This is a genomic window from Anaerocolumna sedimenticola (assembly GCF_009931695.1).
GTDB classification, from domain to species: Bacteria; Bacillota; Clostridia; order Lachnospirales; family Lachnospiraceae; genus Anaerocolumna; species Anaerocolumna sedimenticola.
In genome coordinates this window covers 1,987,537-2,012,918 of the sequence record NZ_CP048000.1, presented here as the reverse complement: position 1 = coordinate 2,012,918, position 25,382 = coordinate 1,987,537, and the positions used below count along the sequence as shown (strand labels likewise).

General features: G+C 35.8%; 21 protein-coding genes. 5 read left to right on the top strand and 16 right to left on the bottom strand.

The window, feature by feature from the left end; translation table 11 throughout:
* Window positions 1–107 precede the first annotated feature (107 nt).
* The 4 genes from Ana3638_RS08925 to Ana3638_RS08910 form a co-directional block, all read right to left on the bottom strand.
* Window positions 108–1,226, bottom strand: coding sequence for an anaerobic sulfatase maturase (locus tag Ana3638_RS08925; protein WP_161837705.1), 1,119 nt, complete (start codon window positions 1,224–1,226; stop codon window positions 108–110).
* A 487-nt stretch (window positions 1,227–1,713) separates the two neighbouring features.
* Window positions 1,714–1,872, bottom strand: coding sequence for a hypothetical protein (locus Ana3638_RS26180; protein WP_202621590.1), 159 nt, complete (start codon window positions 1,870–1,872; stop codon window positions 1,714–1,716).
* Between the two features lie 27 nt (window positions 1,873–1,899).
* On the bottom strand, window positions 1,900–2,757 hold the full coding sequence (locus Ana3638_RS08915; RefSeq protein WP_161837704.1) for a hypothetical protein: 858 nt from the start codon (window positions 2,755–2,757) through the stop codon (window positions 1,900–1,902).
* A gap of 70 nt (window positions 2,758–2,827) precedes the next feature.
* Window positions 2,828–3,880, bottom strand: a complete 1,053-nt coding sequence (locus Ana3638_RS08910; protein WP_161837703.1) for a ComEC/Rec2 family competence protein — start codon at window positions 3,878–3,880, stop codon at window positions 2,828–2,830.
* Between the two features lie 295 nt (window positions 3,881–4,175).
* Between Ana3638_RS08910 and Ana3638_RS08905 the strand changes: the two genes are divergently transcribed.
* Together Ana3638_RS08905 and Ana3638_RS08900 are read left to right on the top strand one after the other, a co-directional pair.
* A complete protein-coding gene (locus Ana3638_RS08905; protein ID WP_161836913.1) occupies window positions 4,176–5,333 on the top strand; it encodes an IS91 family transposase in 1,158 nt (385 codons plus the stop codon).
* Window positions 5,334–5,388: 55 nt separating this feature from the next.
* Entirely contained in the window at window positions 5,389–5,568 is a 180-nt protein-coding gene (locus Ana3638_RS08900) for a hypothetical protein (protein ID WP_161836914.1), read from the top strand.
* 423 nt (window positions 5,569–5,991) lie between these two features.
* Here Ana3638_RS08900 and Ana3638_RS08895 read toward each other — a convergent pair whose 3' ends face one another.
* From Ana3638_RS08895 to Ana3638_RS08855, 9 genes are all read right to left on the bottom strand, one after another.
* The gene (locus tag Ana3638_RS08895) at window positions 5,992–7,797 is read right to left on the bottom strand and encodes an FAD-dependent oxidoreductase (protein WP_161837702.1); all 1,806 of its coding nucleotides are present in this window, start codon (window positions 7,795–7,797) and stop codon (window positions 5,992–5,994) included.
* 12 nt (window positions 7,798–7,809) lie between these two features.
* The gene (locus tag Ana3638_RS08890) at window positions 7,810–8,697 is read right to left on the bottom strand and encodes a carbohydrate ABC transporter permease (protein WP_246240929.1); all 888 of its coding nucleotides are present in this window, start codon (window positions 8,695–8,697) and stop codon (window positions 7,810–7,812) included.
* A gap of 10 nt (window positions 8,698–8,707) precedes the next feature.
* Window positions 8,708–9,595 (bottom strand): carbohydrate ABC transporter permease, encoded by an 888-nt coding sequence (locus Ana3638_RS08885; RefSeq protein WP_246240927.1) that lies wholly within the window; start codon window positions 9,593–9,595, stop codon window positions 8,708–8,710.
* A 131-nt stretch (window positions 9,596–9,726) separates the two neighbouring features.
* Window positions 9,727–10,551: an alpha/beta hydrolase gene (locus Ana3638_RS08880; RefSeq protein WP_161837701.1), complete on the bottom strand. Its 825-nt coding sequence runs from the start codon at window positions 10,549–10,551 to the stop codon at window positions 9,727–9,729.
* A gap of 65 nt (window positions 10,552–10,616) precedes the next feature.
* Window positions 10,617–11,990: an ABC transporter substrate-binding protein gene (locus tag Ana3638_RS08875; RefSeq protein ID WP_161837700.1), complete on the bottom strand. Its 1,374-nt coding sequence runs from the start codon at window positions 11,988–11,990 to the stop codon at window positions 10,617–10,619.
* A 179-nt stretch (window positions 11,991–12,169) separates the two neighbouring features.
* Window positions 12,170–13,456, bottom strand: coding sequence for a response regulator transcription factor (locus Ana3638_RS08870; protein WP_161837699.1), 1,287 nt, complete (start codon window positions 13,454–13,456; stop codon window positions 12,170–12,172).
* A complete protein-coding gene (locus tag Ana3638_RS08865) occupies window positions 13,434–15,275 on the bottom strand; it encodes a sensor histidine kinase (protein ID WP_161837698.1) in 1,842 nt (613 codons plus the stop codon). The genes Ana3638_RS08870 and Ana3638_RS08865 overlap by 23 nt, the downstream gene beginning before the upstream one ends.
* A 449-nt stretch (window positions 15,276–15,724) precedes the next feature.
* Window positions 15,725–16,534, bottom strand: a complete 810-nt coding sequence (locus Ana3638_RS08860) for a GNAT family N-acetyltransferase (protein WP_161837697.1) — start codon at window positions 16,532–16,534, stop codon at window positions 15,725–15,727.
* Between the two features lie 132 nt (window positions 16,535–16,666).
* On the bottom strand, window positions 16,667–17,269 hold the full coding sequence (locus Ana3638_RS08855) for a hypothetical protein (RefSeq protein ID WP_161837696.1): 603 nt from the start codon (window positions 17,267–17,269) through the stop codon (window positions 16,667–16,669).
* A 340-nt stretch (window positions 17,270–17,609) separates the two neighbouring features.
* On the opposite strand from Ana3638_RS08855, the gene Ana3638_RS08850 reads away from it, so the two are divergent.
* From Ana3638_RS08850 to Ana3638_RS08845, 3 genes are read left to right on the top strand one after another with little or no spacing between them, the layout of a single operon-like run.
* Window positions 17,610–18,410: a glycosyltransferase gene (locus tag Ana3638_RS08850; RefSeq protein WP_330587950.1), complete on the top strand. Its 801-nt coding sequence runs from the start codon at window positions 17,610–17,612 to the stop codon at window positions 18,408–18,410.
* Window positions 18,411–18,427: 17 nt separating this feature from the next.
* Window positions 18,428–18,718, top strand: a complete 291-nt coding sequence (locus Ana3638_RS26175; protein WP_330587949.1) for a hypothetical protein — start codon at window positions 18,428–18,430, stop codon at window positions 18,716–18,718.
* Complete coding sequence (locus tag Ana3638_RS08845; RefSeq protein WP_161837695.1) at window positions 18,711–19,793, top strand: tetratricopeptide repeat-containing glycosyltransferase; 1,083 nt, start codon at window positions 18,711–18,713, stop codon at window positions 19,791–19,793. The genes Ana3638_RS26175 and Ana3638_RS08845 overlap by 8 nt, the downstream gene beginning before the upstream one ends.
* A gap of 323 nt (window positions 19,794–20,116) precedes the next feature.
* On the opposite strand, the gene secD is transcribed toward Ana3638_RS08845, so the two are convergent.
* The 3 genes from secD to Ana3638_RS08830 all read right to left on the bottom strand — a co-directional run bounded on the left by secD (window position 20,117) and on the right by Ana3638_RS08830 (window position 25,075).
* Complete coding sequence (gene secD / locus Ana3638_RS08840) at window positions 20,117–22,279, bottom strand: protein translocase subunit SecD (RefSeq protein WP_161837694.1); 2,163 nt, start codon at window positions 22,277–22,279, stop codon at window positions 20,117–20,119.
* A gap of 92 nt (window positions 22,280–22,371) precedes the next feature.
* Entirely contained in the window at window positions 22,372–22,827 is a 456-nt protein-coding gene (locus tag Ana3638_RS08835) for a hypothetical protein (protein WP_161837693.1), read from the bottom strand.
* Window positions 22,828–23,212: 385 nt separating this feature from the next.
* A complete protein-coding gene (locus Ana3638_RS08830; protein WP_246241097.1) occupies window positions 23,213–25,075 on the bottom strand; it encodes a methyl-accepting chemotaxis protein in 1,863 nt (620 codons plus the stop codon).
* Between the last annotated feature and the right edge of the window lie 307 nt (window positions 25,076–25,382).

Here is a 25,382-nt window from a genome sequence, read left to right as displayed (position 1 = left end):
TCCTGGGACTGCTTCAACCTCACTTGCTTGTGAACTTAAGGTAAGGCCTGCTTATTCCAACCCTTGTTACCTGCTCAGGTGTTTTTACGTTTATTCATAAACTGCCTCTAATTACTTTTTTTTATCATATCTGCTATCTGTACCATCTTGGGGAGACATTTTTCAAAAAATTCTTTATATCCCTCACACAGATAATTTTTATACATTTCATTATCAGTTTTCAATCTGCTTCTTTGGCAGCCGCCTCTGCAGATTCCATAAAATTCACATTGCTTGCATTCCTGCGTTAATTTAAAGGATTCTTCTATAAATCTTATTTCTTTCCTCTTTTCATCCATAACAGCTATTGTGGTATCATTCATATTTCCTAGTTTATATTCATCCAGCATATAAAAATCACAAGGATAAACACTGCCGTCCGCTTCTACTACATATTGAATTCCGCATGTTCCCCGCTGATCACAGGCTTCTGCCATCCTGCCTAAAAGTATGCCTATATAATTTTCAAACTGCCTGATAAAGGGCTGCTGATTCATCTCCAAATCACAAAACCATCGGTCGAACAATTTAACCAAAAACTTGCCATATTCCGCCGGAAGTAAAGAATATTCATACTTTCCCGGTTTTTCATATAAAGGATCCAAACAGGCTATGTACTGCTGGTAATGCCAGCCTTTATTTTTATAAAAATCATAAATCTCATCGATACGTCCGGCCACTTCCCCATGTACCACTGTCAGGACATTATAATCCACACCATATTGGTCCAACAGCCCGGCAGCTCTTATAATCTGTTCATAGGTCGTATTTCCTGACTTTGTATGACGGTATTTATCATGAATATCCTGAATTCCGTCAACTGATAAACCAATGAGAAAATGATTTTCTTTAAAAAAGCGGCACCACTCTTCATTTATATTTAATCCGTTGGTCTGCAGGGCATATTCTACTCTTATATGCTTTCTGTTATAATGCTTCTCATACTGGGTGATATTGCGGAAAAAATCAATACCTGCCAGGGTAGGCTCTCCTCCTTGAAATGCAATGGAGCAAAAACCTTCTGAATGCAATATGGTTTTACGCATTATATTTTTTAATGTATGGTCGCTCATAATTCCAAATGATGAAATACTTCTCTTATTCTGTTCATCACAGTAAAAGCAGTAATCACATTTCATATTACAATTACCGGAAGCCGGTTTTATCAAAACACTCATTGGTGGCATATTATATTTCCTCACTTACCCTGCACATTATTTTTATCACGGCATATATTTTTTAAAATTATACATATAAATAACCATAATTACAATAAGTAAACCCTGAAATAACCGATTCACAGCCATATTATTTCATTTTCTGTTAATCTTTCTGCCAAAAGCAGCACCAAGTACACTGACCGGCACAGGCCATTGTAATACAAAAAGTTCCGTATCAGCAAATGACCGGCTGATATGGAACTTTTTAATTAGTAATATTAAATAAATCTGATTTTTACTTAAGTTGCTTACTATCTTTGTTATTCCAAACTTGCTTTGGTAATTACGGATACTCCGGTATCTACATAGTCCGCTCCGGTATCTTCACCTGCCAAAGCTTTCGCTGCTTCTTTCATGCCTTCATAACCCATAACATCAGGGTTCTGTGCCGTTGCACAAAGAATAATATATCCGCCTTTGATTAATTCCAGGATTGTATCGGATTTATCGAAACCTACACCAACGATAGTGTCTCCTGATTCCTGAATTGCATTACCAATACCGACACTTGATCCCTCATTTGCTCCAAATAGTCCAACACAGCCTGGACGGTCTGTTTATATATTAGCTGACATATTTTATCTTCATCATCGGCTATGATTACTTTCAGCATATCCTACTCCCATCCAAGAAATTATTGTTATGATCTGCCGAAAGCGGCCTGATCATTTACAGGGCTTGAGCGCCTTTCCGTATCCGGAAGTCTTCGTTCCAAGGCAGCAAGGGATATCTCCACATCTTCATGCACTTCGTCTGCAGAAAAAGCACCGACGGTAACCATATCACAATCACGAATGGTATTCCATACAAAATTAAAACCTACAAATGGCGTTACCCGTCCGGCGGCCATAGGTTTGATGGTCATTACCGGCTTTTTGGCATTATGTATGATTCGGGCAACGGTTTCCACCTCGACCTGCATAAGAAAACCCATACAGTTATATATTTGGATGTAGGTTTCCACATCATAACCGTTTTCATCCGAATAGGTAATTAATTCCGGCATATGCGCAGAAAGCCCCGGTACCATCCCGGCATCCCGTATCATTTTGGTATAGTCGGAAAGCCTGTCTATAACACCCTTATTCTTATTTACCAGCTGTTCAACACTTGAATGATGGATGAGGCATATTTTAGATCCCCTTTTCCCGCAAGCCTTGATTACCTCTTCTGCTTCTCTTCGGCCCTCCGGTGTATCATCCACATTAATACAGGGAGTGTCGATCCTAATAATCGGTTTCCCTGTTTTCTGCTCCACATCCTTTACCCCATCTTCCAGGGTCTGGCTTAACCCGAAGGGTGCCATAATCGTGTCAACGCCATATTCCAAATAAGCTTCCAGAATGGGATACATCTTCTCCTTTGTATCATAACAGCTTGTAATCATCTTATCCGCAGCTGCACCGGTATGGCTAAAGCCAAGTAACCAGTTAGTTCCCATTATCATCCTTGATAATGAAATTCCTGCTACCTCAGTTCTCGGAAATAGATTGCTCATAAAAAATACCTCCTTTATTATTATGAAACATTACTCAATTGAGATACGACTTAATGTAGTAACCCCATTTCTACCACGGCCGATAACCTATAATGGATGTATTAGCTGTAAAGATTTTAGGCTCAACATATCGGATTGCTATTGTCGAATAATCTCCTCTTACATCGCCGGAGAAAACGATTGTACCGAAATTGATGTTCTCAGAGATAAGTTCTTCCAGCCTGTTACCAAATGCAGCATTATCCGGAGCCGATTTAAGCGTTGTAGTGACCAGAGAAATAACAGGACAGACTTCTTCTATAAAGTATTTTGGTGAACTGAGTTTATGACCATGATGTGCTATTTTTATAATGTCACTTCTAAGATAAAACGAATTATAAAGAAGTAGATCATTTAAACCGCTTTGACCCATATCGCCTAGAAATAAAACCGATTTATCACTATAGATTACTTTGAAAATAAGAGAATCATTATTTATATTCCCAGCCATAGTTTTTGCCGATACCCCCGCTTTCAGATAGGAGTCAAATCGGTTGAGCCACCAGATTTGAACCGTATCATCAAGACTTAAATGACTGTTTAAATTAGTTTTATACGGAAAGATCCATAACCCGGCACCTGCACCAAATAAATCTTCTGCTTTGGCAGCTAAAGTACCCGGTTCCGGTAAAACCTCTAAATCAAATTCTTCTTCATAACGATTTAGATATCTTAAAATACCATTAATAAACTTAACATAATTTTTATACCGGTCTTTTGGAATTATATCTAATTGCGCTGCTGTATATTTTCTTGCATAGATATGTTCTATGGTTTGTGCGGTTAAACTCCGTTTTATAGAATTCATGTAATCAATAATTGACAGATATGCCCCCATATGATCACTGTCAAAATGTGTAATCGTCAAAGCCTTTAAACGGGTAACCTGCCTTTTTATCAATAGACCTATGATATCTGCTGCATTTATAGAATTACCGGTATCTACAAGCATAAAATCGGTATTCTTCCAAAGTAAAAAAGAATCCGCATTACCAATACGGCATATATCTATGTAGAAAGTACCTGGACAAAAATCTAAAGTTTCTTCTGGTGAATTAAAAATACCGGACTGTTGTAATGGCATATTTGATTCAGATTCTCTCTGCTTTTATCCTCCAATATATTTCACTGATGTTAAAAAGGTTCCATCCTTGTTTTGATAATGTTTATCTTCCTTAAGTCGCACTGCTTATACGCATCTTCTCTATCATATGCTGGCAGGTAGGGTCTTCTCCAGTTCCAAACCACACCTTTCCGCTTCGCTTTACACGCTCCTATTGCATAAAAAAGTGTCTTCGACACATCAACTCCCCTAGCCCCTCATTCATGAGGGGAATCTGGGGGTTTCTTTTTTTGTCATTTTGTTTCATAATAGTCATATGAATATATTACAGAAGATTTTCAATGACAATTATGAAATAATTAAATATTCTCTTCATCCTCGTCATGTTGTTATGGAAAACATTGAAAAGATGATTAACTGCGGCGATCCTTCCTTTGGTGGTGCCATGTACGGCTGTTCCCATTGCGGTGAACTTAAATTCGTTCCTTTCCGCTGTCACTCCAAGTTTTGCCCTACCTGTGGCAGCAAATACTCCAACGATCGTTCTACCACGATATCTTTTAAGTTAATTCGTTGCACTCACCGCCACTGTGTTTTTACTATTGATGAAGAACTTCGTCACTTCTTTTTGGAAGACCGTTCCCTTCTTAACTGTCTTTTCCAGGCGGTCCGTAGCGTTGTTCTTGAACTGTTCCACAAGATGAACAAAAGTAAGAACTATGTTCCCGGTTTTGTCTGTGTTCTACATACTTTTGGCCGTCCTCTTGAATGGAATCCTCACATTCACTGTCTACTTACCGAAGGTGGATTCTCCGATGATGGATTCTGGCGTGTTGTAAAACATTTTAATTACTCTTATTTTAGAAAAGCTTTTCAGACCGCTCTTCTTAATGAAATGGAGAAGCATATCGGTCCATCTTTCAAAAAAACCAAGGCCGCCATCTACAAGAAAGATAAAAATGGTTTCTATGTTTACGCAAGACCAAATCTTTGTGACCCTAATACCGTTGTAAAATATATCAGTCGCTATCTTAGTCGTCCTGTTATTGCTACTTCAAGAATTGACTCCTACGATGGTGAAAATGTAACTTTTCATTATAACAAACATGAGGATAATTCTTATGTTCAGAAAACAATTCCTGTATTAGATTTTATTAAGCTTCTTATCCAACACATCCCCGAAAAGAACTTTAAGATGACGCGCTATTATGGTCTTTATGCTCGTCATCGCGAGTTAGATAAAAGCCTTACCAAAGCTGTACCAAAATCCAAACACAAGATAATTCTGGATTTTAATAAATGGCGTAACCTTATTCTTTTGTCCTTTGGTTACGATCCTTTAAAATGTCCAAAGTGCAATCATACCATGGAGTTTCTGGAACTCTACTTTAACCACAAACGTGTATCTCTAGTTGAACTTTACGAAAGGGCAATGGCAAAGTTTCACTGCCGCTCCAGCGGTAAAGTTACTTGATTTTCTATCCCATCTGGTCCATACTTAAATCATTCTAAGATGGGAGGCACTACTAATGGATCCAAAACAACTAGAGGAACTCAGACAAAACTATATCAAAAATCCTCCAGAAGGAATGACGGCTAAGCTTGTTCGGAACATGACTGATTCTGATCTGCTCGACATGCATTATTTTCTTACCGAGGATGAGGACCTTGATGAGGACGAATTTGAAGAAGGTTTTTATATCTTCTAGCAATATCGTCTGTTTCCTATGCCCGCTTTTAGCGGGCATATTTAATACACAGGTTCTCCGGAGGAGAACTTTCCTAATAAATAAAAAACTTGCCTATCGGCAAGTAGTGCTTACAGCGTTTACAAAAACGGACTATAAGTTGAGTATACAATTAACCGCTAATAAAATCAAGAAAATTTTTCCAACTATGCATAAAATGACTGGGTTTTTGTCACTGTTCACAGGCAACAACGTCACGTGTTTTTTTGTGTGTATTGTCACAGAAAACCGGAGAATTGCAGCATAGAAACGCTGTCTCCTCGTTTTGTGTGTTTCGAAAAACGTGTTATTGTTCACGAAACTGCTGCTTTTTTCAGTGGCGTGAACAATAACGGTTTTACATATTCTCTTAAAGCCTGTATGCAGAATTAAACATCATTAACTTTAATATATCCGTACTTCATAAATAGTTACATCTTTACATCCATGAGTAGAATTTATACAAAGTGTAATCTTATCTGCCCTAATTGATTCTGTAAATGTTAATTTATTAACTCTCTGATGGTTATCCTTAACTTTTTGTGAGAAAACTTCCTTTTGATCCATATAAAAATGAATGCTATAATCTTTAACCAAAGTTTGCGGTATTCCGGGTCTTTGCATATCTCTTGTGACCTTGGAAAGCGAAATCATGATTTCTTGAGATAAGTTAGAGTCAAACTTTAAAATGATTTCTGATATTTCCAACGGTTTAAAAGCCAATGTTAACCATTCCCCTGTTTTAGAGATTTCCATTGATTTCCAACAATTATTTTCATCTTTTACCGTCCTTGACATTCCATTAATAACAAGTTCCGGCTCATAACCTTTCAGCCAAGAGGATGCTGTTACTTTAGAATGCCGTGCGATATCATTTTCATCTTTATTATAGACAGAGGGAATATAACAATCATCTTTTAAAAGTTTTTGCTGAAGTTTCTCAATGTCAGCTCCTATTTCCCTTGGTATACATCCTTTAGCCACTGCTAAGGCTGCCGCTGTTCCTACTGCCTGCCCGCCCACTGCACAAGTAGCCATAACTCTGATTGAGCCAAATGCCATATGTGTGGCGCTGATATTTCTTCCGGCCATCATAAGATTTTCTATATTTTTTGAATAATAGCACCGATACGGAATGGTGTATACATCTTTTAATTTAATAAAATTCGTAGCTTCACCTGAATACATAAACCCTTCCGGCGGATGCATATCCATCGGCCAGCCGCCATAAGCAACAGCATCTTTAAATACCCTGGATTCTTTAAGATCCTGATATTTTAAGATATAATCTCCCATAATTCTTCTACTTTCTCTTTTACCAGGCAGAAATTGAACCCATTCTAATTCATAATTCTCCGCTCCGTGATCGCCCTTATTCTTAATATGATCCCAAATTCCATACAAATATTTTAATAACTCATCCCGTATTTCTTCTCCATCCTTAATGACATCCTTGGTTCCTCCAAGTTCCAGCCACCAGTAACCCGAATCCACTCCATAGTTTTCCATAGCACTTACCATATGACTGTGTCCCCGGTTCTTTAGTTGTTCTTCCGTAATATCATATGCCCAGAAAGGTTTTATAAATTTAGATGGTTTCCCAGTGTCTTTAGCACAGAACATAATGGTATTTCCCATCGTATGTTTATCTGCCTGTTCCGGAGCGAACTCTTCGTCAAATTCACTCCTTGCCTCTCTTCCCATTCGGCATTCTGCTCCTGCCTGATAAGCAACATTCCCATCTCCTGTGCAGTCAATGTAAATGTTCCCTTGAAATTCATAAGACTTTTCTGTTGTCCACTGAAAAGCATATATTTTTTTAATTACATTATTTTGAGTTATCACTTCTAACGTTTGAGTATTTAAAAATAACTCCAGATTTTCCTGGTACTTTACCATCTCCCAATTAACCGTATCAAGAATGGAAAATGAATGCAATGGATTTCTGCTTCTGTTTTCCAATAATATCTCTTCAATAATACCGGTTTCTCTGGCATTGGGACGGTTCATATGGCTATCAGCTCCACAAATATGCATGCGTATCTCTGAGCTTGCATTGCCGCCAAGTACGGCCCGATTTTGAATAAGCACTGTACGCGCTCCATTTCTGGCAGAAGCGATAGCTGCACAGATTCCTGCCATTCCTCCGCCAACCACTACCACATCGTATTTTTTCACAATATATTCGTTATGATTTCTGTTCTTATCCATATATATCACCCACTATCCTTTCACTGCACCGGACATTAACCCTTTTACAAAGAATTTCTGTCCCGCTAAAAATACAATAAAAACAGGTATTAATGCTGACGCTGATGCTGCCATAACTAAATTGTACTGTGTAGAAGTTTCCTCAATGAAGTTGGTTAATGATACCGGAATCGTATACAATCTCCAATTTGATAGGAATACCAATGCATCCAGATAGTTGTTCCAATTCCACAGGAATACAATCATGGCCAATGATGCCATAGATGGTTTTGCAATAGGTACCATGATATGTGCCCATATTTGGAATTCATTTGCTCCGTCTATGTATGCCGATTCTTTTAACTCATCCGGAATCTGCATAAAATACTGTCTCATTAAAAATGTTCCTGTAACTGTAATAATTCCTGGTAGTATTAAAGTAAGATGAGTCCCCAGTAAATTTATCTTACTGAACATTACAAATTTAGGTATTAATGTAACCTGAGATGGAATCATCATAGTGGCAAGATACCCAAGGAATAGTATATTTCGTCCTCTAAAATCAATTTTTGCAAAAGCATAACCAGCTAAAGTACTTGTCAAAACCGCACCGATTAAATTTATAAATGCAATCTTTAAGGAATTAAAATAAGCCAATCCAAAATGATAGTCTCTTGTTGCTCCTCCACCAATGTTCCATACTTCTTTATAATTATTTAAATTAAAACTTTTTGGTATCCACCTTATTGGTAATTCCATTACATCTGCCGATATTTTCATGGAAGCACTTAACATCCATATAAATGGAATAATCATTGTAATTCCTATGATTGCTATGATTATTGTAAGAAGCACTTTAACTAATATACCTTTGCTTTTTAATGAAATTATTTCTTTGTTTTTCTTATTCTTTTCCATCATCACTTGCCTCCTAGTAACTAACCCATTTCTTTTGATTTTTCCATTGTATTAATGTAACTATAAACAAGAGAATAAATAGAATCCATGACATTGCCGATGCATAACCCATTTTATAAAAGCTAAATGCAGATTGATAAATATAATATACCAATACGGACGAAGAGGAACCCGGGCCGCCTCTGGTCATCAACTGGATGGGTGCAAATACCTGAAAAGAAGAAATCAGTGTTGTTATTATTAGAAAAAATGTTGTTGGTGACAGAAAAGGAATGGTTAATTTTAAAAATTTTGTTATTTCTCCGGCACCATCAACCTCAGCTGCTTCATACACATCTTTAGGTAATCCCTGTATTGCTGACGTATAAATCATAACTGCATAACCAATTCCCCCCCATACGGTCATAATGATAACCGCCGGCAGTGCCCATTTATAATCGCCCAGCCACTGCGGTGGATTTTTCACACCCATTGATTTAACAAATTGCGTAAACGGCCCCCAGGGTGAATACATCATAACCCAAACGATCGCTACCGCTACAACATTCGAGATGTATGGCATAAATAATGCCAATCGTATCGGCGTTTTGGCGAAACAGAATCGGTCTATTACAACCGCTAATATAATTGCTGTTACTAAGGTGAATAATACAACACAAACCGCAAAAATGATTGTATTTTTTAAGGAATCTACAAACCACTTATCCTTCCATATATCCAGGAAATTCTTAAATCCTACCCAGTTCCAATTACCAAATCCTTTTGTAAAATCCCAATCTGTAAAGCTGATTATTAAGGAATATACAATTGGAATAAACGTAAATAGCAAGACACCTATTAAATTGGGTAATATAAAAACATACCCTGCTATATCCTTTTTTGTCTGTCTGCTTAATTTCACAATCTTACCTCCTGTTCTTTTCTTAATAAAAAGTATATAAAAAAAGATCACTTACATCCATGAAGTAAATGGTCTTTTTATTATAATAATCTGTTTATTGATGTACGCTTTTTTATAAAATAATTATTATTTTACGAATTTGTTTTAATATCTTTTAATTTTTTTATCCAAACTGAAAACATATCAATCCAGTTTTGTATTTCTGGTCTGCACTCAAACTTTTCAGTACTTACTTCTTCTGTTCCAAGGCTTAGCCCATGATTTCCCTCACCATAAATATGAAGTTCCAATGGTATCTTATACTTACACAACTCCGTTGCAAATAATAAGGAATTCTCAACCGGCACCGTCTTATCCGTATAGGTATGCCAAATAAAAGCAGGCGGAACATCTTTTGTAACCTGTTTCTCTAAAGACAACATTTCCAAGAGATTACTTTTATCCTCTCCTAATAAATTCTGAAAAGAAGCTTGATGTTTATTTTGAGCAGATGATATGACGGGATAAGCGAGTAAAAGAGCATTCGGTCTTATTTTTTCCTTCTGGCAATGTAATTTATTATATAGGATATCTTTATTCCAGAAAACCCCCAAACTGGCTGCTAAATGACCGCCGGCAGAAAAACCACAGACTATCACTTGTTCTTTATCTATGTGCCACTTATCCGCATTCTCTCGAATTAATTCCATACTTTTTGCCAACTCTAACAGGGCTTGAGGGAAATTCCCGTATTCTGTTGTATAGTGCAGAATAAATGCATGGAAGCCTTTCTGATTCATAGCGATAGCGACCGGTTCTCCTTCTCTGTTTGAAGTAAAACTATATCCACCGCCAGGGCATATAATAACCGCCGGCCGTTTTCGGTTTAAATCCATTTCCACAAAATTATCAAGTATATATGTTACCAAAGCGGCTTTTTTATTATTGACTTTAATATCAATCTTCTCATGTATCATAGTTATTTTCCTTTCTGTAAGATTCTCGTGAAAATAGAAAAAGGAGGGAACCCCCTCCCTTTTTTCTATTTTAATAATTCATCTGATCTGGATTTTGCATCCGCAAATGCTGTATCAAGATCCTTTTGATCTGTAAAATAAGCTTCTGTTTCTTCTGCCAGTATCTTCTGTATCTCCGGTAAGCTGGTTGTTATCGTCGGTATCGTAAGTTTTTCACCTCCTACCGGGAAAACGAGAGCTTTTGCAGAATCCATATCTATTAAATCCTCTGCACCTTTTGAGAACGATTCAGCTAATACATTCTTGTCCACTTTATTACACAATGCAATACGTCCGCCTGCTGCCATTGATGACACACCATCTTGCGTATACCATTTCACAAATTCCCAAGCGGCATCAACATTTTCTGATTTGGGATTAATACTGATCTCATCGCCTAAACCACCATATACATAATTTCTCTGGTCTTTCGAAATAACCGGATAAGGTGCATATGCAGTAACAAAATCATGGGGATATTGCTCTTTATCTTTTACGCTGCGAATTGCCCAATTTCCAACTATCATAGCCGAATGTCCTGTTAAAAACATACTTTCCTGAGTTAATTTTTGTGTTATGCTGTCCACATGGGTAGGTGCTGTTTTGTCAACATTCATTGTATTGTATACTAATTCAGCTGTTTTCTTAAGAACATCATTATCAAAATTAGTTTCTTTACCGCCTTCTTTGTATAAAGGATTACCGCCTAAAGTCTGCATTGCCAGATACAGCCAATATTCAGTAATGTTTTGCTGAGTGTTCCAGAACATACCATATACTTTATCCTGGCCTTCGCCTTTGGTTAACTTTTTACATACCTCTCTAAATTCATCAAAAGTCCATTCCGTAGGAATTGCAATTCCGGCAGCATCAAACATATCTTTATTTAAGAGAAGTGTACCTTTTGTAATAACACTTGCTATTGAATACGGTTTACCATTAATATAATCTGCTTTCACGTCACTGCCAAACATGCCTTCATAATCAAAATTATCTCTGGTCATTAATTCTGAAAGGTCAAGCGCCATTCCGCCTTCTGCTCTCTTCTGCATCTTATAAGTACCGTAAGATACGTATACATCAATATCGCTTCCGGCTAAAAGGCTTGTTTCAAGTTTTAAATTTCCTTGATCATCATTTACATACCTCTCATACTCTACTTGAATACCTTTATCTTTATATTCTTCATTAAAACGGTCAACAACATCCTGCGGACCTGTTTCCGGCGGTACACCGCCCCAAAATCTAATTGTCACCATATCTTTGTTGCTACTCTTATTGTCTGCTGCATCATCTGCAGTAACATTTGTTCCTGCTGTTTCTTTTTTTGCCCCACAACCCGCTAGTAATGAAGTGCACAGAACTGCTACCAAAATAATTGAAACCAATTTACGTTTCATCTTGTATCTCCTCCCGATGGATTATTTTAAATACAGTTTGATTATATAGTCACAATCTTCAATTCTCCATTAAGTAAATTGCTATTTTCCTATACAATAATACTTTTTAAAGAAGCAACAATTTATTTATTATCACTTTATTTTGAAATATCATCATTATTTTTTGATGTAAGTATATTTTAGATACTTTCTCCTATTTCTTCTGTTTTTTCAATAATATTTTTACGGTATACATTGGGAGCAATGCCAATAATTTTCTTAAATAAGATACTAAAATAGTTATAGTTTTCAATTCCTACTAATAAGGCAACTTCGTTAATCTTTATATTTTGATTCTGCAGTAGTTCACAGGCACGCATAATTCTTGTACGATTAACATAATCCGTAAATCCCATTTTCATATTGTCTTTAAACACATGTGAAAAATAACTCTGGCTCATATTTATTTCTCTGGCTGCAATCTCTATGCTTAAATTTTCATTCAGATGTTCATTTATATATTCTTTAATAATCCTGATTTCACTTCGTAAATTATCATCACAGAAATGTAATTTTCCACATTCACCCGGCAGTCTTTGGTATAATGCATTTTTACATTCATTTACAGCATAATGAATTCCTTCAATGTTGTTATAAATTTTACTGATAACTCCGGTTACATTAATATCAAAATATCTTTTTAGATATTCAAAAATGATTTGAAATTTTTGATTTAATTCACTATAAATCTTTCCCTGATCGTCAAATCCTTCCGTTTCAATCAAATATAACACATCATCCGCATCATAGTTAAATCCTACAATATTAAACTGATCTTCTAAAATCTCAGTGATCATATTTTCCATTGAAAATTTGGTTAACTGAATGCTGGTGATTTTTCCGGTTAATACTTCCCTTGTAAAATCATCTATTCCAACTATCATTACTATGTATGGTTTGTCAAAAGGGAATCTAACGTTAACAATATTCAATTCTCTTAATATCTCATCTCTATCTATATATGTTTTTTCAGCCAGCATTTTTATCAATGTACTTTTTATTGCTTGTCTGTTTTTACGAACGACACTTTCCATTTCATTATTTAATGATTTTCCTAACTTCTGATTCACTTCCCCCAGTATTTTTAATATCTCTTCTTTATTGATGGTTAATTTAAATACATAATCTAATGCGCCTAATTGCAATGCTTTTCTCACATTATTAAAATCATTATGATTGCTCAATATAACAAATTGTATATTGTTATATTTTTCTTTGCATTCCTCGATTAATCGAAAACCATCCATTTTATCCATTACTAAATCGGTAAAGATTAAATCCGGATGATATATTTCAATTTTTTCCAATGCATCTTGACCGTTTTCCGCTTCGGCAACTACCTGATATCCTTGTTCTTCCCAATCAATTATTGACTGCATACCTAGCCGCACCATAATCTCATCATCAACAATCATTACGTTCTTCATAATTCTCATCATCCTCTTTTATTAAAGGTAATTTTATTATAACACTTGTACCGCTATCATTTGCTCGTTCAAAATGTAAGCCATACATATTTCCAAATCTGATTTTTATTTGTTCATTAACATTATGAATACCGATTTTATTAAATTTTTTATATTCTAATTGACTATCCTCCGGACTATTTTCACAATTCTCCTGATTTATATGAACCATTTGCTCATCCGTTATCCCTTTTCCGTTATCCTCAATGATTATTTGTAAATAGTCTCCTATCGTATCTGCTTTAATCGTCAATATGTTGTCCTTTTTATTTTTCCCAAAACCATGTACAATTGCATTTTCAACGATAGGCTGAAGCATAAATCGTATTATTTTGTATTGAAATAAACTATCTGGTACCAGGATTCGCGTTTCACATAAATTTCCATAGCGCATATTCTGAATCTTAATATATCCTTTTAAATTATCAATTTCTTCTTCAATGGATACCAGTTCCTCTCCTTTTCCCATACTGTATCTTAGCATATTACCAAGAGCATCTATCATTTCTACAATATTATCAGCCTTTTTAATAATAGCCATCCATCTGATAGTACCTAAGGTATTAAACAGGAAATGTGGATTTAATTGAGCTTTTAGAAACTCAATACGATATTGTTCTTTTACTTTCTGTTCCACTTTAATTTGCTTAAACAGTTCTTTGATGTTTTCATTCATATTATAAAAAGAACGATTTAAATGGCCGATTTCATCATTTCTCTTTACATTCAATTCTTTATAAGAGGTATCTATATTCATATCATATTGATTCATATGGTGTGCCAATAGCTTTATTGGTTTGACAATCATAATTGCAATAAAATAGATTACTATAATTAATATAATAAGAGCTGCCATTACTAAGATGTTCATTTGTTTTGTGAAGACTCTAAACTGCTTCATGACATCCTGATAGTCAGAAAAATAACATACTTTCAATTCTTTTCCATTCATGGTCCATTTTGCATCGATATTATAATTACACAATAAGTAGTCCGAACCATTGATGGACTTTACTTTATCTTCTACTACATCTTGATAATATTCTTTTGGCATAATACTTGCCGCTTCAGATAATATTCCATTTCCCTGGTCTAATCTTAATATTATCTGTCCGTCTTCATCACACACATAGATGCTATCACCAGGATTTGCATACTTCTCCAAGACCTTGCTGATCTGATCCTGCCTTATGCTGATAATTAAAGTACCTATCTCATTCCCAACTACCGTTTCATTAAGTATACTTCTGGATAATCCTATATATTTATCTGTTTCTTTGTCTTCTAAAATAAAAGCATCCGAAAATGCAGCCCATTGTACATACCCTTTATTGTTTTGACTTTGCTTAACAAATTCTTTATCCAACAAAAAAGTATAGTCATGATAATTCTTTTCCCAGTTTGAATAAATATCCTGATTATTATCAATAATGGTTATTTGTACTTTATTAGCATCGAAAACACTGTTCAGCATAATCTGATAAACTACATCATCAAAAACTTTATATTTTTTGAAATAAGAATCCTTACTTTGTAATTCATTTTTTAATAATTCACTCGACACAATGATACTTGATAAATTAGACAGCCGATCAAATGTCTCATGTAAATCTTCTTCACTTTTTGTAAGTGTTTGTGCCGTTCTTGCATTTAATTCTGATATAATATAATTTTCAAAACGACTCTTCATAAAAATTAATATCAAATCCATAGGGATAACAGCGAATATAATAAGAATCAGAAATATCTTAGCAGTTAAGGTAAATGATTTTTTTTTCATAATTAGAATCATCCTTTTCAGAAACAAATAGTAGTATTCGAGGGAAAGGCAGCTAAATTTACCTTTAGACACCTGAATCCTATGAAACAACAAAGTGTCAGCCTGCTGACACTTTCGCGCCCGAGCGGATTGCGAAGCAATAAATTCCTTTCCGCGAGGTGTGCATCTTGCCCGGAGGGTTTTTTTATCTTATAGGACATAATCTCCTATAAGATAAAAAAACCTGCCCATTGGCAAGTTCTGTACAGTACATGCAGTGTTTTACAAAACGGACTACATTTTAAGTATACAATCGGCAGCATATAAAAGCAAGCAAATATCACCAATGGGCCTTTAATACTATTTTTAACTGGTATATTTTAGCAGTAGAAAAAAGAACATTTAGAAATAAACTCGTTAACTATTTCTAAATGTTCCAACAAAGTCCTTCCATAGTATTCTCCAACTAATTAAGCCCTGTAAGTAAGCGGTAATATTACCTTATCCTCGGCAAATATAGTATCGCGTTCTCCCAAAACAAAAAGTGTAGTATCTTCTTCCTCATAAACAGAAGTAACTCCGGTCTCCGGATTTTTGGGGGTAAATAATAATTGTGCTCTTTCACATGAAAAATCTGCAACTTTTGATAAAATCTCAGTTAACGAAACATCTGTATAACCGTATATATCATAGCAAATGAGAGTTTTTTCTTGTTGTTTAGCTAAAACAATTATATTATATTCCTCTAAATAATAGATATGGTCTTTTTTGTCCATCATGGCATGAAACATAACTAACTCATAATTTTTACTCATATCAATCCTGGAAAAAGGATTAGGCTGTCTGCACAAGCCAAGCAATCGATTAAAATCATCCTGATTGGACATGTCTAATTTACGCATGGCGAAGTTTTTCCCTGTTAATGGTAGGATTCGCTGAAATTCGTTTTCTTTCCTAAAACCAAATTTCGGATAAAAATCCAGGACGGAATCATTAGCATACAGATACATACCGTCACAATTCCCTTTCCAATCCTTTAATACTTTCTCCATGAGAAACCGCAAAAGTCCTTGTTTCCGGTATTCTTTATCCGTCATTACCGTACTTAATTGAATATATTTTTTTGTCTTACCCTCCATACTGAATTCATATTGGATAACAAGAATATTGGCCGCCGCCTTTTGTCCGTCAAAAAGGGTATATGGTATCGTTTTATCATTCCAGAATCCCTTTTCATACCACTTTTCCAAAGACAACTTTATATATTTTTTAATCCTCAATTTTATTCCTTGTTTATTAAGAATTCTATAAATATAATTGTTATACTTATACAAGGTATCTATCTCACATACAAGTTATTTGCACCATTACCGAAATAGGAGGATAATTGGCTTTGTATATTTGATTTAAGCTTAGCCTTGATATTTTTGTATTAGCGATTCAAGGGCTTGGCTTATATCTTTCTTACTGCATACTCTCATGCGACGGAAATAAGCATCATTAAATATAGCTGATTCGTATAATTCGCTTAATTCATCATAATTACCGCGGGTATCAAGAAATTGGTTTATAAGTGTTTCTGAATCCATATTATCAAAAGCAATATAATAAAATACACTATAGTCTTTTATAAGATTGCTTACTTTACTGAGCTGGTCCGCTGATACAGTCAATCCAATCTTAGAAGTATTTACTTTTATTGAATTTTGTACTTTTATGCCGAAAATCTTATTGTCAACTTCTTTTTTAGATATTACTTCCTTAAAGGGAATACAATGATTATCAAGTATTGTCTTCAATTCATTTATTCTGTTATCAGCTTCTTTATGTTTTTTTACATAAAAGTTATCGGCATCAACGACTAAAAGACTGTTTTTATTTTCACTGTAATCCTGAATGAAATTGATTAAAAATCCCTCCGGTTCATTCAATTTATAATAATCGATAAAATAAAGGTCTTTGCCCTCATTATTAACTTTCTCTAATTTGATTTTTTTACTTTGGAATATTCCCATATGGCCATCCTTTCCTTTGTTATTACATATAACCTATCTATTCATTTCAACTATTCATTTCAACTATTCATTTCAATCTATTCATTCAATCCATTCATTTCAATCCATTACTTTTCTTTGAATGAATTCTGTCCTTAGCTTGTAACGCATAGTTAAATTTTATAACAATAGAACATGTTTTTCAATTAATTTTTTAATATCCTTTTTTAACACCCAAATCTCTTTCCGCATATTATATAAATAATCAGAGTATTCATACGGCTTTTTTCTTCCCTTTATATTAATATAATACTCTGATTCAAATCAGACTGTTAAGGAAAGACAGAGGTGTATAAATCAAATGAATAAATATAAGATATGCGTTTATGCCATATGTAAAAACGAAGAACAGTTTGTAGACCGCTGGATGGATTCAGTTAATGAGGCTGATATGGTTGTGGTGACAGATACCGGTTCAACGGATCAATCGGTTGAAAAACTCCGCTTAAGGGGTGCTGTCGTCTATTCAGAAACCATTGATCCCTGGCGGTTTGATACTGCCCGCAATATTGCTTTGAACCACGTTCCGGAGGATGTGGATATCTGTGTTGCTAATGATATGGATGAGGTTTTCGAAAAAGGCTGGCGTGAAAAACTGGAAGATGCGTGGCAGCCAGGTAATACCAGGGCAATGTATACGTTTACATGGAACCGGAAACCGGACGGTACCCCAAATAAGCAATCCTTTATGGAAAAAATCCATAGACGCCAAAATTTTCACTGGGTACATCCCGTTCATGAGATATTGCAATACACCGGTGAAGGTGAAGAGTCAATCGTACGAATACCCGGTTTGGTATTAAACCACCGTCCTGATCTTACCAAACCCAGGTCCCAATACCTGCCTCTGCTGGAATTGTCCGCGAAAGAAAATCCCCAGGATGACAGGACAGCCTTTTGGCTTGGCAGAGAATATATGTATTATGGTCAATATGACAAATGTATTCCAGAGCTTAAGCGGCACCTAAGTCTTCCCTCGGCAAAATGGGATGAGGAACGTTCTGCTTCCATGCGTTTTATAGCGAAATGCTATCAGCTTAAGGGGATTATAAGGAAGCACAGAGTTGGCTGTTTAAAGCAATCGCCGAGTGCCCGCATATAAGGGAACCCTATCTGTATTTGGCGAGACTTGGCTATCTTGAAAATAATTGGCCCCTTGTTCACCTAATGACGGAAAAAGCTTTGGCCATCACCGAGAAAACAGGCAGTTATCTCCTCGAAACCGACTCTTGGGGTTATGAGCTTTATGATTTGGCAGCCATCTGCTGTTACCGACTTGGAATGTATGAAAAAGCTCATAATTATGCGCTAATCGCTATTAAGATGGAGCCAGATGATATCCGTCTAAAAAGAAATCTGGAATTGATAGATATAAAATATAATGCGGCTTTGGAGTCCTCTCATGAATAAGTATAAAGTATGTGTCTATGCGATCTGCAAAAACGAGGAGAAATTTGTAGACCGATGGATGGATTCCATGAGTGAAGCCGACCTTATCGTAGTAACCGATACGGGTTCCAATGACAAAACCACAGAAAAATTGTTAAGCAGAGGAGCTTATGTTTATGTAGAACAAATTAATCCCTGGCGATTTGACACCGCACGTAATCTGTCGCTGGACCATGTTCCTGCTGATGTTGATATCTGTGTCTGTACGGATCTTGATGAACTATTTGAAAAAGGCTGGAGAACACATCTGGAACAGTCCTGGACACCGGATGCCAAATCCGGTAAGTACATCTACAACTGGAGTTTAAAACCGGACGGCTCTCCCGATATCCAGATGTATTATTCCAAAATACATGTGAGACAGGGGTTTAAATGGATCCACCCTGTCCATGAATGGCTGAGCTACTATGGCAAAGAGCCTCTAAAAACCGTAATTATAAACGGTATGGTACTGAACCATTACCCAGACAATACAAAATCCAGAAAATCCTATTTGCCTCTTTTGGAACTGGCAGTCGATGAAGATCCGGAAGGAAGCCGTGTCACTTATTACCTGGGAAGAGAATATATGTACAACAGAGAATGGCTGAAATGTATTGATACTTTAAAGCGGTATCTTACCCTTCCTTCCTCAGTGTGGAAAGAGGAACGTTGTGCCGCCATGCGATGGATTGCAAATTCGTACTTCCAGTTAAAAGATCTGAAACAGGCTTACAGCTGGTTTTTTAGGGCAATTGCTGAAACACCGGATATGCGTGATCCATATGTTGAGTGTGCAAAAACCGCATATCTGAAAACCGACTGGCCTATGGCATTTTTTATGTCGGAAGAAGCACTAAAAATCAAAGAAAAATCTAAATCTTTTGTAAATATGGGCTATTGCTGGGATTATACTCCCCACGACCTGGCCGCCATCAGCTGTTACCGTCTTGGAATGTATGAGAGGGCCAAACAACACGCAGAAGCTGCAATTGAAATCAGTCCTTTCGATGAACGGCTTAAGAAAAATCTGCAGCTCATTGAAAGGAAGCTTTAATAAAGATAAGATACTTAAAAGGGAATACTACATCGTTATGTTCTTAACTAATGCAGTATTCCCTTTCAGTTTGTTAGTAATATAGGTATTTGCAAAACAATATAGCTATCTAAATATTACAAATATTTCATACGAATTTTATGCCTTCAGTTGCCTTTAGGGGCAAGATTCAACTCTAAAATTCTATGAATTTCATGTCCTATAAATACAAATTTTATGTTTCCCAATTACTATTTTAGTAATAATTACTTAGGCCATAATTATTTTTACTGGCATAAGTAATTATGAAGTTATAACTTATTTCACAGCCTTAACCCTTTTCCTCAGGCTTTTCTGTTCTTCCAGCCAGCCCATAAAGTACCTGCAATGCAGATTGATGAATAACATCCGGTCAGAATACCGAAAAACATCGGCAATGAGAATTCCCTGATGGAATTAATCTGGAATACCACCGAGGCAACCATTATAATAAGAACGCAGATTGCGGTAGTTAATGAAGTATTGATTGACCTGGCAAGTGTCTGGGATGTACTTGCATTCATCAAATCCACTACAGATATCTTACTGTCATATTTCCTGTTTTCACGGATTCTGTCATATACTACAATTGTATCGTTAATGGAATATCCTATAATGGTGAGGACTACCGCTACAAAAGCATCATTTAAAGGAATACCAAACAGTACAAATGCGGTAAACACTACAAATACATCATGGAACAATGCTATCAGGGCAGTAATACCGGCTGACAGACCTGACATTGCAGAAAATCTTATCCAAACATAAATTACGATGAAGATAGAAGAAAGTGCAATGGCTATACCTGCATTCCTAAGTGCTTTTGCACCAATATACGGTTCTACTACATAAGTCTCTGAAAGTTCTGCATTAACCTTATCTCCGGTACTGTTAATTACTTTTGTAATTTCTTTTTGTTCGTCCGGTGACATACCCTCATTACCGGCAAGGGTAACCGAAAGTCTTTCTTTACCGGTCATATTATCTTTCTTAATCTGAACCGTAACCGGTCTGTTGGTCTGTTTTTCGATTGCATCCTTAATTTTATCCGTATCAGCACTTTCCGAAGCCGTATAACTTAAAACGGCACCGCCGGTAAATTGTGTATCCAGTTTTACCCCTTTTACAAAACATCCAACAATTCCGGAGAGAATTATAATACCGGAAATTATTGCAAACACATATTTCTTCTGATAAATCGGTAATATTTTTACCTCTTTCTTTTTTCTATACCATTTTTCATTATTCCATAAACGGAAATCGGAAAATGATAAGAGGAGCATTTTTGATACGTTAACACCCACCAGCAGATTCACAACCATACCTGCTAATAAGGTATAACCAAAACTTAACATGGAACCGGATCCAAAAATCATTAAAATAACCGCAACGATAGCGGTTGTAACATTACCGTCTAATACGGAAGAAAAAGCACTCTTATACCCGTTTCTAATGGAACTTCTGACAGAAACACCTTTCTTTAACTCTTCCGATATACGTTCCGAAATAATAATATTGGCATCCACCGCCATACCCAGTGTTAAGATAATACCGGCAATACCCGGAAGGGTAAGGGTATACTGCGGAATAGAAATGGAAAGCATCTGCAATACCATTTGCAGTACCAGTGTGATACATGCGATAACACCCGGCAGTTTATAATAAATGATCATAAAAATACATACCATAAAAAATGCTATTATTCCGGCTATTACCATAATATTTAAAGCGTTATTCCCAAGTGACGGACTAATGGTTGAGAAATTCGTAGTTTCCAAGGAAAAAGGAAGCGCACCTGCGTTAATTTTATCAGCTAATTCCTTTGCTTCTTCAAAACTTTCAAGGCCGGTGATTACTGCTTTTCCACCAGCTATCTTAGTCTGTACCGTAGGATTGGATATCAGATTATTGTCCATATAGATGCTCATTTTCTCGCCAATTAAATCACCGGTAGCTTTTTCAAATAATTTTGCTCCATTAGCATTGAATTGCAAAGCCACCTGATAGCCGCTGATTATATCATTCGATTTATTAACTTCCGGGGATGCATTCTCAACATCTTTACCCTGTATCAATACTTTCCCATCAGGATTCTTAAAGGTAAGTTCTGCCATTTCTCCTAATTCTGCAATAGCATCCTCCGGATTAAAATTCGTTTCACCGGATTTCCAAGGAAATTGAACGATAATGTAACCGGCATTCTTATCAACTGTTACTTCACGATCAGCAATATTCTCATTATCAAGTCTGGTCTCAATTACTTCCCTGGCTGTATTAAGCTCATGTTCGGTAGCATTCCGATCCAATCCCTGGGGTTCAAATATTGCTTCAACTCCACCGCGGATATCAATACCAAAACGCATATCAAATACACCCTTTACGCGGCTGCCTAGTCCAAATCCTGCTATATAAATAAATGCCGCTATAGTAATAAATATGACAGCAAGCATTTTCTTTCCTGGTTTCATAAATAATCCTCTTTTCATAATTTTTAGTTGCAGATACTGTTTAAATTATTATAGTTATTTTATTAAACAAATATCCGGACGGAATCTGAATATCAAAATTTATAATAAGGTATTAATGCCCTATAACCCGCCGCCACTCCTTTTTCACCATCCGAATTATGTATATAAAGAATTAAATACCTTCTTATTACATACGCATTCAGTAATAAAGTAAGTAAGACTTTCAAAGTAAAAGGATAAATACCTTTGTTTTTTACTAAAAAAGATAGGAAATCGAATGAGTTAATTTTGGGCGATAATAAATTCACAGCCCCGGATGAGATATCTGAAGTCACTTCATCCGACAGACTTCTTGAAATCTCGGCTATTTTATCTACTCTTTTATTATGCCAGAAAACTGTTGAAAGATTGTTGATCGCAACAGTATGTAATGACTGAAATTCAGTTTCAACATCAAGAGCATAAAGTTCTGTTAATATTAGGACTAAACATAATAAGATTGTTTTTAGCCATGATATTTCTTTCTTTTTTTTAGAACGGTATCTCAATGTTAAACCTCCTGTAACAACACACAGTTTCCTGATTCTTTAATAATTTAAGGCCTTGTCCCATAGTTTTGCATTGTTATTTTATCATATATCAATAATTTATACAATATTATTATAATAGTATAAAAACTTTATAGTTTATTAACGTTACTGTTCATAGGCAACATAAGTGACGTGTTTTTTGTGAGTGTATCGTTACATAAAACCGGAGAATAACAGCGTAGGAACACTGCCTTTGCAACATTGATATAAAATAATTTAAAAAAACGCTGCAGTCTACTAAAATATAAACCTGTTTTTAAATATGAAATCATATTCTTTAACAGGTTTATATCTTAAGAACTATACCGCAACGTTATCCTAATTAAGTAAATTTGTACTATTGTTATAATTTAAAACTGCTGATTGCATTCTGCAACTCTTTAGAATTTTCTCTAAGTCTTCCTACTGTGTGGTTTAAATGTTCTGTTGCAGCTAACTGGCTGTCAGCAGCCGATTGAACTTCTACCGATGCAGAAGCTGTTTCCTCCAATACGGATGATATATTGGTGATTGCATTCAAGGTGTCTACTTTCGTTTCTTCAATATCTTTCACACGGTTAGTAATTTCATCTATATTTCTCGTTAAACTTTCAACATGTTTCGTAATGTTGTCAAACACCTGTGATGTATTCAAAAGCACTGATTCCTGTGAGTTCACTATTTCTTCTGCTTCACTGGCGGCTTTTACCGTTATCTTTGTCCTCTCTTCTATATTCCCTATTATTTTATTGATTCTGTCGGAGGCCAAAACCGTAGCTTCAGCGAGTTTTCTGATCTCATCCGCTACAACGGCAAAACCTCTCCCTGCATCACCTGCCCTGGCTGCTTCAATAGAGGCATTTAGCGCTAGTAAATTTGTCTGTTCCGCTATCTCATTAATTGTTAAGATTATACTTCCAATGGCGGCAGACTCTGATCCCAGCTGTTCAATATTTTCTATTACTTCTTTTGAGATCCGGAACGTAGCTTTTGATTTATTCCTTAATTCATCCATAGTAATAATTCCGTCTTTTACAATATTTTTTGTACTGCCGGCAGATTTCGAAATTTGCGAAACACTTATATTTACGTAATTAATTTTTTCATCCAGATTACCCATAATTTTCAGACAGTTTTGCGCATCTTCTGCCTGCTGCTCTATACCGGCTTCAATATTTTCAACCACTTGAGTTATACTGCGTGCGGATTCAATTAACCTGGATGTGGCGGCAGCTACCGATTCGGCTGATTCCGATATGGAGTAGGTTGCATTTGCTGTTCGACTGACCAATAACTTCATGCCGCTTAACATTCCCGTTATATGTTTTGCCAGAAGACTGAATTCATCTTTTCGTTTGGTGCGGGCCGTTACAGTCAGGTCTCCTTCTTCCGCCTTTTTAACAACTGAATTTATATTATGTATTGTACTTCCGATACCGCTTGCGAGAATAACTCCAACTAAAAATGCAATTATTATAGCTAATATAACCACAATAACTGTGACGGTTTTTATGCCATCTGCCTGTTTTATAATAACACTTTTAGGAATCAGGGTACAAAGCATACTTCCGGTATCTCCTACTTTGGAGTAAATAAAGAGATTGGCTTTTCCCTGATAGTTGGTATATTGCAGCCCGGTATTTTCTGCAGCTTTTACTGCCTTATTATAAAAATCCTGTCCGTAAAAGATGGCTTTTGTATTATCACCTTCTGAAATAATTTCCCTTCCATCGGCAGTGATAAAAGCATATTGGCTTCCTTTAGGAAGATCTATCGTTTTTAATGGGGTCTTAATCGCGGGCAAAGCTATATCCATTACCAGAATACCTATAGTCTCCATCTTATTATTTATAATCTGTCTGGACAGCGCTATTCCATAAGTATTTATCCCAATATTTAAATAATCATCTATGTAATTGTGATACCCGGTCCATACGCCTGCCGTATTGGAAGCATTTAGAATTTTTTTACCCTCTTTTGTTTCAATAAATTTACCGTATGCTTCCTGACCGATTATACCATTGGTTGATAGACCCTTTCCTTTTGGTGCTAACACTGATATTAAATTCAAGTTAGAATCCGATGTCTTTTCAGAAAGAATGTTTCTGTTTATTGAACTGTAGCTGTCTGATTCTTTACCGGAGGAATCTTTATAATCACCGTTATAATAACTTCTTATCGTATTATCACCGGCGAGTTTTTGAGATTTTGCATTAATATCCGACATCAGCAAACTATAATATTCTGCCGTTTTTTGTACCGTATTTCTGGTTGCTGCCTCATAATTAGATATAATCGCTTCAGAAGCTCTGGTATAGGATAGTACTCCAAGTAAACGATTAAGACAACCGGTATTAAATAGGCACCAGTTAGCTTTACTCGTATTCCTCCTAATACGGAATACCTTTCTTCCATCTTTCTTTTCTTCACCGTATTGCCCCTCCTATCTTAAACTAATACCCATGCTTTTGGGTATAAATCATGAAGAATAGCGTTTTTGCTATTCTTTTAAAAGTTCGCATTCCTTTCGCGGG

What these genes read in the sequence shown, in the direction of transcription:
- Ana3638_RS08925 (WP_161837705.1), bottom strand. Translation starts at nt 1,226, where the DNA reads ATGCCACCAATGAGTGTTTTGATAAAACCGGCTTCCGGTAATTGTAAT.
- Ana3638_RS26180 (WP_202621590.1), bottom strand. Translation starts at nt 1,872, where the DNA reads ATGCTGAAAGTAATCATAGCCGATGATGAAGATAAAATATGTCAGCTA.
- Ana3638_RS08915 (WP_161837704.1), bottom strand. Translation starts at nt 2,757, where the DNA reads ATGAGCAATCTATTTCCGAGAACTGAGGTAGCAGGAATTTCATTATCA.
- Ana3638_RS08910 (WP_161837703.1), bottom strand. Translation starts at nt 3,880, where the DNA reads ATGCCATTACAACAGTCCGGTATTTTTAATTCACCAGAAGAAACTTTA.
- Ana3638_RS08905 (WP_161836913.1), top strand. Translation starts at nt 4,176, where the DNA reads ATGAATATATTACAGAAGATTTTCAATGACAATTATGAAATAATTAAA.
- Ana3638_RS08900 (WP_161836914.1), top strand. Translation starts at nt 5,389, where the DNA reads ATGGATCCAAAACAACTAGAGGAACTCAGACAAAACTATATCAAAAAT.
- Ana3638_RS08895 (WP_161837702.1), bottom strand. Translation starts at nt 7,797, where the DNA reads ATGGATAAGAACAGAAATCATAACGAATATATTGTGAAAAAATACGAT.
- Ana3638_RS08890 (WP_246240929.1), bottom strand. Translation starts at nt 8,697, where the DNA reads ATGATGGAAAAGAATAAGAAAAACAAAGAAATAATTTCATTAAAAAGC.
- Ana3638_RS08880 (WP_161837701.1), bottom strand. Translation starts at nt 10,551, where the DNA reads ATGATACATGAGAAGATTGATATTAAAGTCAATAATAAAAAAGCCGCT.
- Ana3638_RS08875 (WP_161837700.1), bottom strand. Translation starts at nt 11,990, where the DNA reads ATGAAACGTAAATTGGTTTCAATTATTTTGGTAGCAGTTCTGTGCACT.
- Ana3638_RS08870 (WP_161837699.1), bottom strand. Translation starts at nt 13,456, where the DNA reads ATGAAGAACGTAATGATTGTTGATGATGAGATTATGGTGCGGCTAGGT.
- Ana3638_RS08865 (WP_161837698.1), bottom strand. Translation starts at nt 15,275, where the DNA reads ATGAAAAAAAAATCATTTACCTTAACTGCTAAGATATTTCTGATTCTT.
- Ana3638_RS08855 (WP_161837696.1), bottom strand. Translation starts at nt 17,269, where the DNA reads ATGGGAATATTCCAAAGTAAAAAAATCAAATTAGAGAAAGTTAATAAT.
- Ana3638_RS08850 (WP_330587950.1), top strand. Translation starts at nt 17,610, where the DNA reads ATGAATAAATATAAGATATGCGTTTATGCCATATGTAAAAACGAAGAA.
- Ana3638_RS08845 (WP_161837695.1), top strand. Translation starts at nt 18,711, where the DNA reads ATGAATAAGTATAAAGTATGTGTCTATGCGATCTGCAAAAACGAGGAG.
- secD (WP_161837694.1), bottom strand. Translation starts at nt 22,279, where the DNA reads ATGAAACCAGGAAAGAAAATGCTTGCTGTCATATTTATTACTATAGCG.
- Ana3638_RS08830 (WP_246241097.1), bottom strand. Translation starts at nt 25,075, where the DNA reads ATGTCGGATATTAATGCAAAATCTCAAAAACTCGCCGGTGATAATACG.